General features: G+C 72.0%; 16 protein-coding genes. 10 read left to right on the top strand and 6 right to left on the bottom strand.

The window, feature by feature from the left end:
* Positions 1-161 precede the first annotated feature (161 nt).
* The gene (locus ACIPWY_RS25565) at positions 162-1370 is read left to right on the top strand and encodes a family 10 glycosylhydrolase (RefSeq protein ID WP_362905946.1); all 1209 of its coding nucleotides are present in this window, start codon (positions 162-164) and stop codon (positions 1368-1370) included.
* A gap of 32 nt (positions 1371-1402) precedes the next feature.
* Here ACIPWY_RS25565 and ACIPWY_RS25560 read toward each other — a convergent pair whose 3' ends face one another.
* Together ACIPWY_RS25560 and ACIPWY_RS25555 are read right to left on the bottom strand one after the other, a co-directional pair.
* Positions 1403-1597, bottom strand: coding sequence for a DUF1918 domain-containing protein (locus tag ACIPWY_RS25560; protein ID WP_362905948.1), 195 nt, complete (start codon positions 1595-1597; stop codon positions 1403-1405).
* 71 nt (positions 1598-1668) lie between these two features.
* Entirely contained in the window at positions 1669-2625 is a 957-nt protein-coding gene (locus tag ACIPWY_RS25555) for a DMT family transporter (protein WP_393703978.1), read from the bottom strand.
* Here ACIPWY_RS25555 and ACIPWY_RS25550 point away from each other — a divergent pair.
* The 3 genes from ACIPWY_RS25550 to ACIPWY_RS25540 all read left to right on the top strand — a co-directional run bounded on the left by ACIPWY_RS25550 (position 2624) and on the right by ACIPWY_RS25540 (position 5226).
* On the top strand, positions 2624-4060 hold the full coding sequence (locus tag ACIPWY_RS25550) for a PLP-dependent aminotransferase family protein (protein WP_362905952.1): 1437 nt from the start codon (positions 2624-2626) through the stop codon (positions 4058-4060). The genes ACIPWY_RS25555 and ACIPWY_RS25550 overlap by 2 nt on opposite strands.
* 61 nt (positions 4061-4121) lie before the next feature.
* The gene (locus tag ACIPWY_RS25545; RefSeq protein ID WP_393703982.1) at positions 4122-4571 is read left to right on the top strand and encodes a GNAT family N-acetyltransferase; all 450 of its coding nucleotides are present in this window, start codon (positions 4122-4124) and stop codon (positions 4569-4571) included.
* 79 nt (positions 4572-4650) lie between these two features.
* Positions 4651-5226, top strand: a complete 576-nt coding sequence (locus tag ACIPWY_RS25540; RefSeq protein ID WP_362905956.1) for a histidine phosphatase family protein — start codon at positions 4651-4653, stop codon at positions 5224-5226.
* A 9-nt stretch (positions 5227-5235) separates the two neighbouring features.
* Here the strand turns inward: ACIPWY_RS25540 and ACIPWY_RS25535 are convergent, their stop codons facing one another.
* Complete coding sequence (locus tag ACIPWY_RS25535) at positions 5236-5682, bottom strand: DUF6314 family protein (protein WP_362905958.1); 447 nt, start codon at positions 5680-5682, stop codon at positions 5236-5238.
* Between the two features lie 677 nt (positions 5683-6359).
* Between ACIPWY_RS25535 and argC the strand changes: the two genes are divergently transcribed.
* The 5 genes from argC (at position 6360) to ACIPWY_RS25510 (ending at position 11331) form a co-directional block, all read left to right on the top strand.
* The gene (argC, locus tag ACIPWY_RS25530) at positions 6360-7388 is read left to right on the top strand and encodes an N-acetyl-gamma-glutamyl-phosphate reductase (RefSeq protein WP_362905960.1); all 1029 of its coding nucleotides are present in this window, start codon (positions 6360-6362) and stop codon (positions 7386-7388) included.
* An 88-nt stretch (positions 7389-7476) separates the two neighbouring features.
* Positions 7477-8628: a bifunctional glutamate N-acetyltransferase/amino-acid acetyltransferase ArgJ gene (gene argJ, locus ACIPWY_RS25525; RefSeq protein WP_393703985.1), complete on the top strand. Its 1152-nt coding sequence runs from the start codon at positions 7477-7479 to the stop codon at positions 8626-8628.
* Complete coding sequence (gene argB / locus ACIPWY_RS25520; RefSeq protein WP_393703987.1) at positions 8625-9575, top strand: acetylglutamate kinase; 951 nt, start codon at positions 8625-8627, stop codon at positions 9573-9575. The genes argJ and argB overlap by 4 nt, the downstream gene beginning before the upstream one ends.
* On the top strand, positions 9572-10774 hold the full coding sequence (locus tag ACIPWY_RS25515; RefSeq protein WP_401535133.1) for an acetylornithine transaminase: 1203 nt from the start codon (positions 9572-9574) through the stop codon (positions 10772-10774). Before argB ends, ACIPWY_RS25515 begins: the two co-directional genes overlap by 4 nt.
* A 17-nt stretch (positions 10775-10791) precedes the next feature.
* Positions 10792-11331, top strand: a complete 540-nt coding sequence (locus ACIPWY_RS25510; protein WP_100597053.1) for an arginine repressor — start codon at positions 10792-10794, stop codon at positions 11329-11331.
* Between the two features lie 73 nt (positions 11332-11404).
* Here the strand turns inward: ACIPWY_RS25510 and ACIPWY_RS25505 are convergent, their stop codons facing one another.
* The 3 genes from ACIPWY_RS25505 to ACIPWY_RS25495 form a co-directional block, all read right to left on the bottom strand.
* The gene (locus tag ACIPWY_RS25505) at positions 11405-12388 is read right to left on the bottom strand and encodes a bile acid:sodium symporter family protein (protein ID WP_362905969.1); all 984 of its coding nucleotides are present in this window, start codon (positions 12386-12388) and stop codon (positions 11405-11407) included.
* Between the two features lie 125 nt (positions 12389-12513).
* Complete coding sequence (locus tag ACIPWY_RS25500; RefSeq protein ID WP_362905971.1) at positions 12514-13224, bottom strand: L,D-transpeptidase family protein; 711 nt, start codon at positions 13222-13224, stop codon at positions 12514-12516.
* Positions 13225-13227: 3 nt separating this feature from the next.
* Positions 13228-13815 (bottom strand): pyridoxamine 5'-phosphate oxidase family protein, encoded by a 588-nt coding sequence (locus ACIPWY_RS25495; protein ID WP_362905972.1) that lies wholly within the window; start codon positions 13813-13815, stop codon positions 13228-13230.
* 221 nt (positions 13816-14036) lie between these two features.
* On the opposite strand from ACIPWY_RS25495, the gene argH reads away from it, so the two are divergent.
* On the top strand, positions 14037-15464 hold the full coding sequence (argH, locus tag ACIPWY_RS25490; RefSeq protein WP_401535128.1) for an argininosuccinate lyase: 1428 nt from the start codon (positions 14037-14039) through the stop codon (positions 15462-15464).
* Positions 15465-15573 lie beyond the last annotated feature (109 nt).

Genomic DNA, 15573 nt, shown 5'->3' with positions numbered 1-15573 from the left:
CGTGCCTTTCGCTGTTCTCCGGCCGGCAGGACCCCCGGGTTCCGGCGCCTGCCTCGGCTCTGCACGTTACTCGGAACCTGCCGTACTCGAGGGGCCGGGTCAGGCATGCTGTCCTCTGGGTGGCCCGGGACGGCTGGGCCCGTTGGCCAGGGGGTGGGCGTGTGAGGCATTTGTCACGCAGGGGCTTCGCGGTCGCGGCGGCGGCCGCGCTGACCGGACTCGCCGCGGGGGACGCGGCCGCGTCGGCCTCCGGCCGCGCTCCGGTGGCCCGAGATCTGCGGGGCATGTGGCTGGCGACCGTGGCCAACCGGGACTGGCCGTCGAAGCCGGGCCTGAGCGCGGCTCAGCAGCTCACGGAGCTCATCGCCCACCTCGACACGGCCGTGGGCAGGCACCTGAACGCGGTGGTCTTCCAGGCGCGGCCGACGGCCGACGCGCTGTGGCCCTCCCCGTACGAGCCGTGGTCGGACGTCCTCACCGGAGTGCAGGGCAAGGACCCGGGCTGGGACCCGCTCGGCACGGCCGTGACGGAGGCGCACCGGCGCGGACTCGAACTGCACGCCTGGTTCAACCCCTACCGCGTCGCGAACCACACGGACCTCTCCCGTCTCGTGTCCACGCACCCGGCCCGCCGGCACCCCGACTGGGTCGTCCCCTACGGCGGGAAGCTCTACTACAACCCGGGCCTGCCCGAGGTGCGCCAGTTCGTCCAGGACGCGATGCTCGACGCCGTCCGCCGCTACGACCTCGACGCCGTGCACTGGGACGACTACTTCTACCCGTATCCGGTCGCGGGCCAGGTCTTCGACGACGACGCCGCCTACGCGGCGCACGGCGGGAACTTCCCCGACCGGGCCTCCTGGCGGCGCGACAACACGGACCGGCTCGTGCGCGAGATGGCCGCGAGCGTGAAGCGGATCAGACCGCGCACCCAGTTCGGGATCAGCCCCTTCGGCGTGTGGCGCAACGCGGCGACGGACCCCCTCGGCTCGGACACCCGGGCCGGGGTGCAGACCTACGACGACCTGCACGCCGACACCCGCAAGTGGGTGCGCGAGCGCTGGATCGACTACATCTGCCCGCAGATCTACTGGAACATCGGCTTCGCCGCCGCGGACTACGCGAAGCTCGTGCCCTGGTGGTCGGACGTCGTACGCGGGACCGGGGTGCGCCTGTACGCGGGTGAGGCGCTCTACAAGGCGGGCGATCCGGCGCAGCCCGCCGAGTGGCAGGATCCGGCCGAACTCTCCCGCCACCTCACCTTCGCCGAGGGCTACCCGCAGGTGAACGGGCATGTGTTCTTCTCGGCGAAGGAGGTGGGCGCCGACCGCATCGGCGCCATGGCCCGGGTGGTCGAGGACCACTACTAGGGCCTTCCGTTCGGATCAGGCGCTTTCGGTGATCAGGGGGCCGGCTCCTCGTGCTGCACGACGGAGTCGGGACCCGGTGACATCACCGCCTCGTGGCCGTCCTGGAAGCGGACCTTGAACGGCGGCTCGCCGTCGTGGCCCATGACTTCGACTATCTCGGCGACCCGGTCGTGCTCGCCCACGGTCCTGCCGTGCACCCGCAGCTGGTCGCCCTTGGTGGCACGCATCGTGAGTGACCTCCTCGTCCCTCGTCGACCCGTATCTCAAGAGTAGGACCGGGTCGCGGAGTCGGGGACCCTCAGCCGCGGGACCGTTGGGTCACCGCGATGCACACGAGCACGGCGGCCGCGGTCAGGGGCGCGGCGGGGGAGAGGTCCTCGCCGAGCAGGAACACCGACCAGACCAGGGTGAGCAGGGGCTGGGCCAGCTGGAGCTGGCTCGCCTTCGGGATACCGATGACGGCCATGCCGCGGTACCAGACCACCAGGCCCGCGAACTGCGAACCCACGGCCACCCAGAGCAGTCCCGCGACGGCGTGCCCCGTGAGGTGGACGGGTTCGTGGCTCAGCGCGACGGCCGCCCCCGGCACGGCGAGCGGCAGGCACATCACGAGCGCCCAGGCGATGACCTGCCAGCCCGGCATGACGCGGGCCAGCCGGCCGCCCTCCGTGTAGCCGGCGGCACAGATGAGGAGCGCGCCGAAGAGGTACAGGTCGGCGGTCGTGAGCGTGCCGCCGCTCTGCTGCACGGTGAACGCGATCACCGCGGCGGCGCCCGCGCACGCCGCGATCCAGAAGCCGCGCGACGGGCGCGCGCCGGTGCGCAGCGCCGAGAACAGCGCGGTCGTCAGGGGCAGCAGGCCGACGACGACGGCGGAGTGCGCGGTGGTGGCCGTCTCCAGGGCGAGCGTCGTGAGCAGCGGGAACCCGAGGACGACGCCCGCGCCGACCACCGCGAGACCGGCCCGATGGCGGCGCTCGGGGACGGGGACGCGCAGCGCGAGCAGACAGGAGCCGGCGATCACGGCTGCGAGGACGCTCCGCACGGTGACGAGGCTCCAGGGCCCGAACCCTTCGAGTCCCCAGGCGGTGGCCGGGAAGGTGAGCGAGAAGGCGGTGACGCCCAGCGCCGCGAGGACGGTCCCGCCACGGGTCGCCTTCGGCGTGAGGGAGATGGGAGCGGCGCCCTGCGCGAGGGCCGCACTCTCGGCGACTGCTATCCCAGTGGCGGCGGTAGCGCTATTCTCTGTACTCATGCACGAGCGTAGCAGCGTGGGTGAGCTGGCGGAACGGCTGCGGGGAGAGCTGGATCGCTACTCTCCAGGTGGAAAGCTGCCGTCCAGCCGGGTTCTCGTCGAGCGGTTCCGGGTGAGTCCGGTGACCGTGTCGCGTGCGCTCGCGCAGCTCGCCTCGGAGGGGCTCGTCGTGACGCGTCCCGGAGCCGGTGCGTTCCGCGCGGAGCCCCGCGCCGCGGCAGAGCCGGCCGGTGACACCTCCTGGCAGGCGCTCGCGCTCAGCGCCGACTCCGCGACCGAGCTCGTACCGCGGGCCGTGGACGCCTCCGGAGTCCTGGTCACGCTCTCCGCCCCGCCACCGGGTGTCGTCGAGTTCAACGGCGGCTATCTGCACCCCTCGCTCCAGCCGGAACGGGCCATGGCCGCGGCGCTGGCCCGCGCGGGCCGCCGCCCCGGCGCGTGGGGGCGGCCCCCGGTCGACGGCATCCCCGAGCTCCGCGAGTGGTTCGCGCGCGGCATCGGCGGCGCCATCACCGCCGCCGAGGTACTGATCGCGTCCGGCGGCCAGTCCGCCCTGGCCACCGCGCTGCGTGCCCTCGCCCCGCCCGGCGCCCCCGTCCTCGTCGAATCACCCACGTACCCGGGCATGCTGGCGATCGCGCGCGCGGCGGGGCTGCGGCCCGTGCCCGTACCGGTCGACACGGACGGGGTGCGTCCGGAGCTGCTCGCCGAGGCGTTCCGGGCGACGGGCGCGCGCGTGTTCGTGTGCCAGCCGCTGTTCCAGAACCCGACCGGCGCGGTCCTGTCCGCACAGCGGCGCCCCGAGGTGCTGCGGATCGCGCGCGAGGCCGGGGCGTTCATCGTCGAGGACGACTTCGTGCGCCGCCTCGTCCACGAGGACGCGGGGCCGCTGCCCAGGCCGCTCGCCACCGACGACCACGACGGCGTCGTCGTCCACGTCTGCTCCCTGACCAAGGCGACCTCGCCGAGCTTCCGCATCGGCTGCCTCGCCGCGCGCGGGCCCGTCCTCGAACGGCTGCGCGCGATCCAGGTCGTCGACCACTTCTTCGTGCCGCGCCCGCTCCAGGAGGCCGCCCTCGAACTGGTCGGCTCACCGGCGTGGCCGCGCCACCTGCGCACCGTGGCCGCCCACCTGAAGCTGCGCCGCGACACCATGACGGCGGCCCTGCGCACCACCCTGCCCGAACTCGCCGTGGCGCACGTGCCCTTGGGCGGCTATCTCCTGTGGGCGCGACTGCCCGACGGCACGGACGAGGCGGCGCTCGTCGCGGGAGCGCTGCGCGCGGGCGTCGCCGTCGCGCCGGGCCGCCCCTACTTCTCCGCCGAGCCCCCGGCCCCGCACATCCGCCTGAGCTTCGCGGCGGTCGCCGGACCCGCGGAGATCACGGAGGGCATCCGTCGGCTGCGGGCCGCGTGCGACGAGGCGCTTGAGTAGGCGACGGCCAGCACCCGAAACCGGCTCGACGGACACCGGCCCCGCCTGCAAATCTCGCGTCATGACGGACACACAACCCGCGACCTTCACTCTCCCCGACGGCTTCGAGATCTCGTACGACGCCTCCCGCATCGACGCCGCCCGCGTACACCGCTGGCTCTCCACGGACGCCTACTGGGCCATGGGCCGCGCCCGCGAACACCAGGACCGGGCGATGGCGGGATCGCTGAACTTCGGCGTGTACGAGGCCGCTTCGGGCGAGCAGGTCGCGTACGCCCGTGTCGTGACCGACCACGCCACCTTCGCCTGGCTCTGCGACGTCTACGTGGACCGGGCCGTCCGCGGCAAGAACGTGGGCACCGCGCTCGTCGCCGCTGTCCGCGACCACCTGGAGCCGTTCGGCCTGCGCCGCATCATGCTCGCCACGCACGACGCACACGGGGTGTACGAAAAAGCCGGCTTCGCGCCCCTCGCCGAGCCGGGCCACTGGATGATGCTGTCCCTGCGGTGAGCGCGCGGCGGGGCGCGTGCGGCTGGCATACGCCCCGTGGGCTCTTGACCGCAGGCGTGGCACGCCCCACGATCGCCGCATGCCCGTTCGCGTGACGCTTCTGGCCGCCGCGCGCAGCGCCTCGCTGCTCGCCGAGCGCTTCGACGACGACCGGCCCCTCGACCACACCGGCTGGCACGAGGTGGAGCTGGCCTCGCCCGCGCTGGTGCCGCTCGCCGCGGCCGAGCTGCGCTACTGCGCGCCCACCGCCCGCAGTCGTGGCACCGCCGAGGCGCTCGGCCTCGCGCCCCTGTCCCAACTCGCCCTGCGGGACTGCGACATGGGCCGCTGGCGCGGGCGCACCCTCGCCGAGGTGACGGCCGTCGAGCCGGGCGCCGTCGACGCCTGGCTGCGCGACCCGCGCTCGGCGCCGCACGGCGGGGAGTCGCTGCTCGCGTTCATATCGCGGGTCGGCGGCTGGCTCGACACGCGCCCGCACGACGATGGCGCGACCGTCGTGGCGGTCGCCGAGCCGGCCGTCATACGGGCTGCGCTCGTCTACGCGCTCAAGGCGCCCCCGCCGACGTACTGGAACATCGACGTCCGCCCCCTGTCGACCGCCGTCCTCACGGGGAGTGCGGGACGCTGGAGCGTACGGCTCGACGCCGCGGTCTGAGTCAGGCGGTCAGGCCGCCGCACGCGTGTACGCGGTGGTGAGCACCAGGTCCTTCGCCGGGCCCTTCACCCGCCACTCCATCCGCCAGTGGTCCGGGCCGCTCACCTCGAACTCGCCGCGGTAGAGGTCCGCCGCGCAGGGGTGGTCCGCCGTGTGCCGGCCGGTGCGCAGGTCCAGGTCGTGGAAGAAGCGGCCGTCGGAGAACCGCACGACGGCCGTGCCAGGAGCGTCGGCCGGCAGGAAACGCAGCGTGCGCTCGGCGGGCCGGGCGGTGCCGTGCCACACGAAGGTGCCCGCCTCGTGATGCAGCAGCCCGCCCTCGTCCTCGTACGTGAAGTCCGTGGTCCCGGAGAAGGTGCCGACCGCGTCGTCGGCGAGGTCCCGCACCGTCCGCTCGACATGCCACCGGCCCGCCAGATGGGCCAGCACATCGGGAACCGGCCAGGGCTCACTCATCTCGTCCCACCCTTCTCGTCGTCCGTGTTCCCCATTTTGCCGCCTCCCCGGCCCCCGCCCCCGACGGGGCCGCACCGCCGGAAATCCCTTGCGTCAGCCGCACGGCCCATGTCACGCCCTGCCGCATGACGACTCGAAAGGCGGACACCGCCCCCTTCGGTGAGCCCTGCGACGCGTCCCCGCAGGGGACCTTCGAAGATCACGTTCACTCCACCCCACTCCTCCGGCGAGCGCGTCGAGCCGGCGCGGATCGTCGCCGCCGACCGGCTCCGCCACGCACTGTCCGCGCGCCCCTCCGACCGGGCGCGCGCCGAAGCCGCCGTCACCGGCCTGTACCGGCGGCTCGGCGAACCCGCCCCCGACTTCGCGCGCAGGCGCGGTGGGCGGAAGTGGTGCGGCTCGTCGAGCAGAACCTGTCGGGCCGCGGCGGGAGAGGGCACCCCCCCGCACGCCCGGCCGACTGGCCCCTGGTCTCGCGGCTCGCGAACCTGGCACCCCCGGCCGCTACCTCGTACGCCGCCGGCGCGAGCGCGCCGCGTCGGGCCGGTCGTGGCGCGGCGGGGACCAGCTGATCGCCGACTGACGGCCCCGAGGGGAGCCCTGCGGTCGTCACGATCATCCGCGTTGCATAAACGTGCATGCGCACGTATAGTCATGCCATCCAAGAGGAGGGTTCCATGGCGGTACGCGTAGCAGTGGCAGGGGCAAGCGGATACGCGGGCGGAGAGCTGCTGCGTCTGCTGCTCGCCCATCCCAATGTGGAGATCGGCGCCCTGACCGGCAACTCGAACGTGGGGCAGCCCCTCGGTGCGCTCCAGCCGCACCTGGTGCCGCTGGCCGACCGGATCCTCGAGCCGACGAGTGCCGAGGTGCTCTCCGGGCACCACGTGGTCTTCCTCGCGCTGCCGCACGGGCAGTCCGCCGCCGTCGCCGAGCAGCTCGGCGAGGACACGCTCGTCGTGGACATGGGCGCCGACTTCCGGCTGAAGGACGAGGGCGACTGGGAGAAGTTCTACGGGAGCGCGCACGCCGGGACCTGGCCCTACGGGCTCCCCGAACTGCCCGGCGCGCGCGCCGCGCTGGAGGGCACCAAGCGCATCGCGGTGCCCGGCTGCTACCCGACCGCAGTGTCCCTCGCGCTCTTCCCCGCGTACGAGGCCGGGCTCGCCGAGCCGGAGGCCGTGATCGTCGCCGCCTCCGGGACGTCCGGCGCGGGCAAGGCGCCCAAGGCGAACCTCCTCGGTTCCGAGGTCATGGGCTCCATGTCCCCGTACGGTGTGGGCGGCGGCCACCGGCACACCCCCGAGATGATCCAGAACCTGGGCGCGGTCGCCGGCGTGCCGGTCTCCGTCTCCTTCACGCCGACGCTGGCGCCGATGCCGCGCGGCATCCTCGCCACGTGCAGCGCCAAGGCGAAGCCGGGCGTGAGCGCCGAGAGCGTGCGGGCCGTGTACGAGAAGGCCTTCGCCGACGAGCCGTTCGTGCACCTGCTGCCCCAGGGGCAGTGGCCCGCGACCGCGTCCGTCTACGGCTCGAACGCCGTGCAGGTGCAGGTCGCGTACGACTCGGCGGCCGGCCGGATCATCGTGATCAGCGCCATCGACAACCTCACCAAGGGCACCGCGGGCGGCGCCCTCCAGAGCATGAACATCGCCCTCGGTCTCGACGAGACCACCGGACTTTCCACGATCGGAGTGGCACCGTGAGCGTCGCACGCGCAGCCACCGGGCCGCAGACAGGTACGAAAGCCGCGCCGCTGCGCTGCGCGGGCGGAGAAGCGAACAAGGAGACACCGTGAGCGTCACGGCAGCTAAGGGATTCACGGCGGCGGGCATCGCCGCCGGGATCAAGCAGAACGGCAACCCGGACCTGGCCCTCGTGGTCAACGACGGGCCCCGCCTGGCCGCCGCGGGCGTCTTCACCTCCAACCGTGTGAAGGCCGCGCCGGTGCTCTGGTCGGAGCAGGTCCTCAAGGGCGGGATCGTGTCCGCCGTTGTCCTCAACTCGGGTGGCGCCAACGCCTGTACGGGTCCCAAGGGCTTCCAGGACACGCACGCCACGGCGGAGAAGGTCGCGGAGGTGCTCGGCCTGAACGCGGGCGAGGTCGCCGTCGCGTCGACCGGCCTCATCGGCGAACTCCTGCCCATGGACAAGCTCCTGCCCGGCGTCGACACGGCGGCCGCCCAGCTCAGCCCGCACGGCGGTGAGAAGGCCGCCGTCGCCATCAAGACCACCGACTCCGTGCACAAGACCGCCGTGTACGAGGGCGACGGCTGGACGGTCGGCGGCATGGCCAAGGGCGCGGGCATGCTCGCCCCCGGCCTCGCCACCATGCTCGTCGTCCTGACCACGGACGCCGACCTGGAGGCCGACGTCCTGGACAAGGCCCTGCGGGACGCCACGAAGGTCACCTTCGACCGCGTCGACTCCGACGGCTGCATGTCGACGAACGACACCGTGCTGCTCCTGGCCTCCGGCGCCGCCGAAGTCGCCCCCGAATACGCCGAGTTCGCGGAGGCCGTCCGCACGGTCTGCGACGACCTCGGGCGGCAGCTCATCGGCGACGCCGAGGGCGCCAGCAAGGACATCAAGGTCGACGTCATCAACGCCGCGACCGAGGACGACGCCGTCGAGGTGGGCCGCTCCATCGCCCGTAACAACCTCCTCAAGTGCGCGATCCACGGCGAGGACCCCAACTGGGGCCGGGTGCTGTCCGCGATCGGCACGACGTCTGCCGCCTTCGAGCCCGACCAGCTGAACGTCGCCATCAACGGCGTCTGGGTCTGCAAGAACGGTGGCGTCGGCGAGGACCGCGAGCTCGTCGACATGCGCTACCGGGAGGTCGTCATCACCGCCGACCTGGCGGCCGGCTCCGAGACCGCGACGATCTGGACCAACGACCTGACCGCGGACTACGTCCACGAGAACAGCGCGTACAGCTCATGAGCACCACGCGGAAGCACACCGCGCTGCCCAAGGCACAGATCCTCATCGAGGCGCTGCCCTGGCTCACCCGCCACCAGGGCAAGACCGTCGTCATCAAGTTCGGCGGCAACGCCATGATCGACGAGGACCTCAAGGCCGCCTTCGCCCAGGACGTCGTCTTCCTGCACCACGCGGGCCTCAAGCCCGTCGTCGTGCACGGCGGCGGACCGCAGATCAGCAAGGCCCTCGACCGGCACGGCATCGTCAGCGAGTTCAAGGCGGGCCTGCGGGTCACCACCGAGGACGCGATGGACGTCGTGCGGATGGTCCTGGCCGGCCAGGTGCAGCGTGAGCTGGTCGGGCTCCTCAACGAGCACGGCCCGCTCGCCATCGGCCTCACCGGCGAGGACGCGCACACGATCACCGCCACCAAGCACCAGCCGGAGATCGACGGTGAACTCGTCGACATCGGCCGGGTCGGCGAGATCACCGCGATCGACACCGGTGCCATCGAGGCCCTGCTCGCCGACGGCCGTATCCCGGTCGTCTCCTCGATCGCCCGCTCCCAGGACGACGGACATGTCTACAACGTCAATGCTGATACGGCGGCTGCGGCTCTCGCTGCGGCGCTGGACGCCGAGACCCTGATGGTCCTGACCGACGTCGAGGGCCTCTACGAGGACTGGCCGAACTCCGACGAGGTCATCAGCCGGCTCACCGCCAAGCAGCTGGAGAAGCTCCTTCCCGAGCTGGCCAGCGGCATGGTCCCGAAGATGGAGGGCTGCCTGCACGCCGTACGCAACGGCGTGACGACCGCCCGCGTCATCGACGGCCGGGTCCCGCACTCGATCCTGCTGGAGATCTTCACCGACGAGGGCATCGGCACGATGGTCGTGCCCGACGCCCCCGATTCCATCGACGTACACGCCATCGACGAGCAAGCCATCGACGAGAAGGGGGAGTCATGAGCAACCAGGAGCTGACCGCGCGCTGGCAGGGCGCGCTCATGGACAACTACGGCACGCCCCGGCTGCCCCTCGTCCGCGGTGAGGGCGCCAAGGTGTGGGACGCCGACGGCAAGGAGTACCTCGACTTCGTCGGCGGTATCGCGGTGAACGCCCTCGGCCACGCGCACCCCGCGGTCGTCCAGGCCGTCAGCGACCAGATCGCCTCCCTCGGCCATGTCTCGAACCTCTTCGTCGCCGAGCCGCCCGTCGCGCTCGCCGAACGGCTCCTCCAGCTGTTCGGCCGGTCCGGCCGCGTGTACTTCTGCAACTCGGGCGCCGAGGCCAACGAGGGCGCCTTCAAGATGGGCCGGCTGACGGGCCGTTCGCACATGGTCGCCACGACGGGCGGCTTCCACGGCCGGACCATGGGCGCCCTGGCGCTGACCGGACAGCCCGGCAAGCAGACGCCGTTCCTGCCGCTGCCCGGCGACGTCACGCATGTCCCGTACGGGGACGCAGAGGAGCTGCGGGCGGCGGTCACGGAAGAGACCGCGCTCGTGATCATCGAGCCGATCCAGGGCGAGAACGGCGTCGTCGAGCCGCCGGCCGGCTACCTCAGGGCGGCCAGGGAGATCACCCGGGCCACCGGCACCCTCCTCGTCCTCGACGAGGTACAGACCGGCGTAGGCAGGACCGGCCACTGGTTCGCGTACCAGGCCGAGGAGGGCATCGACCCCGACATCGTCACGCTCGCCAAGGGGCTCGGCGGGGGACTGCCCATCGGCGCCACCGTCGCGTTCGGCGAGGCGGCCGAGCTGCTCAAGCCGGGGCATCACGGCACGACGTTCGGCGGGAACCCCGTCGCGTGCGCGGCCGGCCTCGCGGTGCTCGACACCGTCGCGGGCGAGGGCCTCCTGGACAACGTGAAGCGCGCGGAGGCCCGGCTGCGGGACGCGATCGCGTCGCTCGGGCACCCGCTCGTCGGCCATGTAAGGGGCGCCGGGCTCCTCCTGGGTATCGTGCTCACCGAGCCGCTCGCGCCCCAGGTGCAGCAGGCGGCTCAGGACGCCGGCCTCCTGGTGAACGCGCCCGCCCCCGATGTCGTACGGCTCATGCCGCCGCTCAACCTCCACGACGACGAGGTGGACACCTTCCTCCAGGCGCTGCCGGGCGTCCTGGACAAGGCCCTCGAAGGGGCCGACGGGGAAGGACGATCCTGAGGAATGGGACGACGACGATGAGTCAGGCGCAGGACAACGAGCACGCCGCGGGACCCGCCGTGCCGCAGACCCGCACCGCGCGCCACCGCCGGATCGTGGACATCCTCAACCGGCAGCCGGTGCGCTCGCAGAGCCAGCTGGCGAAGCTGCTCGCCGACGACGGCCTCACGGTCACGCAGGCGACGCTCTCCAGGGACCTGGACGAGCTGGGCGCGGTCAAGATCCGCAACACCGGCGGCGAGCTGATCTACGCGGTGCCCAGTGAGGGTGGTTTCCGTACCCCGCAGGCTCCGCTGGGCGGCTCGGCCAAGGAGGAGCGGATGCGGCGGCTCGCGGGGGAACTGCTGATCTCCGCGGAGGCCTCGGCGAACCTCGTGGTCCTGCGCACCCCGCCCGGCGCCGCCCAGTTCCTCGCGTCGGCGATCGACCAGGCGGAACTCCAGGTGATCCTCGGCACGATCGCGGGTGACGACACCTTGATGCTCATCAGCCGCGACCCGGCCGGCGGCCAGGCGCTCGCCGACCATCTGCTGCGGCTCGCCCAGAACGACCACTGAGCACGCCGAACCGTTCGGATCCGCGCCCCGGACCACCCGATGTTCACGGGCGGTCCGGGGCGCTGTCGCGTTCTCAGGCCTGCTGCTCGGCGCGGCGCGACCGGTACGACATCCAGGCCGCGACCAGGGCGCCCGACACGTTGTGCCACACGGAGAACACGGCCGCGGGGAGCGCCGCGAGCGGGCTGAAGTGCGCCGTGGCGAGGGAGGCGGCGAGCCCCGAGTTCTGCATGCCGACCTCGAACGCCATCGCTCGGGACGCGGGCGCCCCGAGGCGGGCCAGCTTCCCGGCGCCGTAACCGAGCGCGAGACCCAGGCCGTTGTGGAGGACGACGGCGAGCAGGACGAGTCCGGCCGCCGACTTGATCGCGCTCGCGCTGCCCGCGACGACCACGGCGACGATGACGGCGATGGTGAGCGCCGACAGCCAGGGCAGAGCGCCGAGCACGCGGTCGACGTACCGGCCGAGGGCCAGGCGTACGAGGAGTCCCGCGATGACCGGCAGCAGCACGGTCTTGAGGATGTCCGTGACCATCGACCCCGCGTCCACGGGCAGGAACTCGCCCGCGAGCAGCAGCGTCAGCGGCGGTGTGACGAGCGGTGCGAGCACGGTCGAGACGGTGGCGACGGAGACGGACAGGGCGACGTCGCCGCGCGCCAGGTAGGTCACCACGTTGGAGGCCGTGCCGCTCGGGGCGCAGCCCACGAGGATCACTCCCGCCGCCAACTGGGGCGGCAGGTCGAGGGCGTTGGCTATCAGCCAGCCGAGCCCCGGCATGATCACGTAGTGGGCGACGAGCCCGAGGCCGACGGCCCACGGCCGCTTCGCGACGCCCTTGAAGTCGTGCGGGGTCATCGTGAGCCCCATGCAGAACATCACCACACCCAGCAGGTACGGGACGTTCGTCTTCCAGCCCGCGAAGGCGTCCGGCAGGGCGAGCCCGATCCCGCCCGCCGCGAGCACGAGTACGGGGAACACGGTGACGGCCAGGCGCGCCGTGCGGTTGCCGGTGTCCGTCGGTCGGGTCTGCTGAGGGGTCAGTTGTTCGGTCTGCACCGGGCGATGCAACGCCGCCGCCCGGCGTGCCCGCAACCCCGTCTCGTTATGTGGTCCCTACATCTTCATGGGACCGTCACGCGTTCGCCTCAGGGGTGGGCGCGTTCAGTGGTCGAGGTGCTGCCTCAGTACCGCGTGATCGCGGTCGTGCCGCTCGCCGTCCCGATCGCGATGTGCGGCCGCCGCGCGGGCTCGGCCCAGCGCAGGATGCGCCGCATCGCGTCCGCCGGGACCGATACGCACCCGGCCGTCGCCCCGCTTCCGTTCACGTGCAGGAAGATCCCCGCTCCGCGCCCGCGCACCGGCCGGTCGTAGTTGTAGGCGATGACGAAGGCGTGCGCGTACTGGGTCGCGTACGACACGAGGTGTTCGGACTCGGTGGCGCGGCAGTCGGCCGGGCGCGGCTCGGTCCAGCGGTTGTAGGACCGCGAGTCGTTGTCCTGGCACCACCAGGAGTCCTGGTGCACGCGCCGGTAGGCGGTGGTCGTGCCGACGGGTGCGGGCTCGGTCCCGAAGGCGAAGGGAAGGCCGTACAGACCGGTGGGCGTCGTGTACGTGCCCTGCTTGCGTGAGCCGCCGTCGGCGAGGCCCTTCGCGCCGAAGCGCGCCGCAGCCGAACCCGCCGGGATCCACCGCCCGTCGCGCCGGTCCCACCAGGTGACGGTGCCGGTGGTCGAGCCGGTGCGCGCCGCCTGTGCGGTGACGAGCTGGGAGCCGCCGCCGGTGTCGGCCATCCGTGCGGGCAGCGGCGCGGGTCCGCCGGGCGGTGCCGCGCCAAGTATCAGGAGGGTGATCGCCCCGGTCAGGGACGCGATGACGACAGATCGTGAGCGCATGTGTCAGACGGTAGTCGGGGGCAGCGGGAGCGGCAGCCCGGGAAGCCCGTCCAGGCTGTGCTCGATGTGTTCCTTCTTCTGGAAGTACGCGCTCAGGGAGGCGTCGTCCTCACGCGCGAAGCGCCTCTCGTGCAGATCGCGGTCCTCGTCGTACGACATGAAGGGCACCGCGTATCCGCAGGAGTCGCGGATGAGGTCGGCGGTCACGACGATGATCGCGCGCAGGCCGTGCCGGGTCGGGTCGATGTGGGGGAAGTGGCCGAGCAGTTCCTTGAACCGGGCGTCGTCACGGAAGACGGGTTCTCCGTGACCGTGCACCCGGACGATGTTCGGAGGGCCCTGGAAGGCGCACCACATGAGGGTGATGCGGCCGTTCTCGCGCAGGTGCGCGATGGTCTCGGCCGTGCTGCCGGCGAAGTCGAGATAGGCGACCGTCCGTTCGTCGAGTACGGCGAAGGATCCCGTCAGCCCTTTGGGGGAGAGGTTCACCGTGCCGTCCCCGGAGAGGGGTGCGGTCGCGGTGAAGAACATGGGCTGCTCCTCGATGAACGTGCGTAGCCTGCCGTCGATGCGTTCGTAGGTCTTTCCCATGGTTCTGGATTATCGACCCGAGGTCGTTCGCCTGTCTAACGAATTCGCGCGCAGCCCGGTCCTCGGGGAGGGCGATTGACGAATCATGCAGAGGAATGCATACTCATGCATAACGTCGAAGACCGCGGCGAAGCGCGAACTCGCCAGGTACCCCGTTACGGGAAGGGGCGGGACGGGGAAGAGAAACCCCGCCCCGCCGCACCGCACATCTAGGAGCAACCGTGAGCAGCAACACCGGCGATGTCCGCCTCTGGGGCGGCCGGTTCGCCGACGGCCCCGCCGAGGCCCTGGCGAAACTCTCCGCCTCGGTCCACTTCGACTGGCGCCTCGCGCCGTACGACATCGCCGGCTCCCGCGCCCACGCGCGCGTGCTGCACAAGGCGGGCCTGCTCACCGAGGACGAGCTGACCCGCATGCACGCGGGCCTCGACCAGCTCGAAGCGGACGTGGCGGACGGCTCGTTCGTCGGGACGATCGCCGACGAGGACGTCCACACGGCGCTCGAGCGCAGCCTGCTGGAGCGCCTCGGCGCCGACCTCGGCGGCAAGCTGCGCGCCGGCCGGTCCCGCAACGACCAGGTCGCCACGCTGTTCCGGATGTACCTGCGTGACCACGCGCGCGTCATCGGCGGCCTCGTCGCCGACCTCCAGGACGCGCTCGTCGGCCTCGCCGAGGCGCACGCCGACGTCGCCATGCCCGGCCGTACGCACCTCCAGCACGCCCAGCCGGTCCTGTTCGCGCACCACGTCCTCGCGCACGTCCAGTCCCTGTCCCGGGACGCCGAGCGGCTGCGGCAGTGGGACGAGCGCACGGCGGTCTCCCCGTACGGCTCCGGCGCCCTGGCCGGTTCGTCGCTCGGCCTCGACCCGGAGGCCGTCGCGAAGGACCTCGGCTTCGAGCACGGCTCGGCCGCCAACTCCATCGACGGCACCGCGTCGCGGGACTTCGTCGCGGAGTTCGCCTTCATCACCGCGATGATCGGCGTGAACCTCTCGCGCATCGCCGAGGAGATCATCATCTGGAACACGAAGGAGTTCTCCTTCGTCACCCTCCACGACGCGTTCTCCACCGGCTCGTCGATCATGCCGCAGAAGAAGAACCCGGACATCGCCGAGCTCGCCCGCGGCAAGTCCGGCCGCCTGATCGGCAACCTGACCGGCCTGATGGCCACGCTCAAGGCCCTCCCGCTCGCGTACAACCGCGACCTCCAGGAGGACAAGGAGCCGGTCTTCGACTCCTGCGACCAGCTCGAGGTCCTGCTGCCCGCGTTCACCGGCATGATGGCCACGCTCACGGTCAACCGGGAGCGGATGGAGGAGCTCGCCCCGGCCGGCTTCTCGCTCGCCACAGACATCGCCGAATGGCTCGTCAAGCAGGGTGTGCCGTTCCGTGTCGCGCACGAGGTCGCCGGCGAGTGCGTCAAGGAGTGCGAGCAGCAGGGCATCGAGCTCGACCAGCTCACGGACGAGCAGTTCGCGAAGATCTCCGAGCACCTCACGCCCGAGGTGCGCACGGTCCTCAACGTGCCCGGCGCGCTCGCCTCCCGCAACGGGCGGGGCGGCACCGCTCCTTCGGCCGTCGCGGTGCAGCTCGCCGAGGTGAAGGACGACCTCGCCGTGCAGCGCGCGTGGGCCGACGCCAAGTCCTGACCTGCCTTTTGTGCGGCCCGGCCCTTCAGGGGGCCGGGCCGCACTGCGTTGTCAGTGGCTGCCTCTAGAGTTTCCGGCAGTTGATCAACACCGGCTCACAACTGGTGCT

It is taken from the genome of Streptomyces sp. NPDC090032, from assembly GCF_044748025.1.
GTDB lineage: Bacteria > Actinomycetota > Actinomycetes > Streptomycetales > Streptomycetaceae > Streptomyces.
This window is presented reverse-complemented; position numbering and strand designations above follow the sequence as displayed.

Coding starts and splice junctions, on each gene's coding strand:
- argC (WP_362905960.1), top strand. CDS start 6,360: ATGGCGGTACGCGTAGCAGTGGCAGGGGCAAGCGGATACGCGGGCGGA.
- ACIPWY_RS25515 (WP_401535133.1), top strand. CDS start 9,572: ATGAGCAACCAGGAGCTGACCGCGCGCTGGCAGGGCGCGCTCATGGAC.
- ACIPWY_RS25545 (WP_393703982.1), top strand. CDS start 4,122: ATGACGGACACACAACCCGCGACCTTCACTCTCCCCGACGGCTTCGAG.
- ACIPWY_RS25495 (WP_362905972.1), bottom strand. CDS start 13,815: ATGGGAAAGACCTACGAACGCATCGACGGCAGGCTACGCACGTTCATC.
- ACIPWY_RS25510 (WP_100597053.1), top strand. CDS start 10,792: ATGAGTCAGGCGCAGGACAACGAGCACGCCGCGGGACCCGCCGTGCCG.
- ACIPWY_RS25560 (WP_362905948.1), bottom strand. CDS start 1,597: ATGCGTGCCACCAAGGGCGACCAGCTGCGGGTGCACGGCAGGACCGTG.
- ACIPWY_RS25550 (WP_362905952.1), top strand. CDS start 2,624: ATGCACGAGCGTAGCAGCGTGGGTGAGCTGGCGGAACGGCTGCGGGGA.
- ACIPWY_RS25540 (WP_362905956.1), top strand. CDS start 4,651: ATGCCCGTTCGCGTGACGCTTCTGGCCGCCGCGCGCAGCGCCTCGCTG.
- ACIPWY_RS25535 (WP_362905958.1), bottom strand. CDS start 5,682: ATGAGTGAGCCCTGGCCGGTTCCCGATGTGCTGGCCCATCTGGCGGGC.
- ACIPWY_RS25500 (WP_362905971.1), bottom strand. CDS start 13,224: ATGCGCTCACGATCTGTCGTCATCGCGTCCCTGACCGGGGCGATCACC.
- argB (WP_393703987.1), top strand. CDS start 8,625: ATGAGCACCACGCGGAAGCACACCGCGCTGCCCAAGGCACAGATCCTC.
- ACIPWY_RS25555 (WP_393703978.1), bottom strand. CDS start 2,625: ATGAGTACAGAGAATAGCGCTACCGCCGCCACTGGGATAGCAGTCGCC.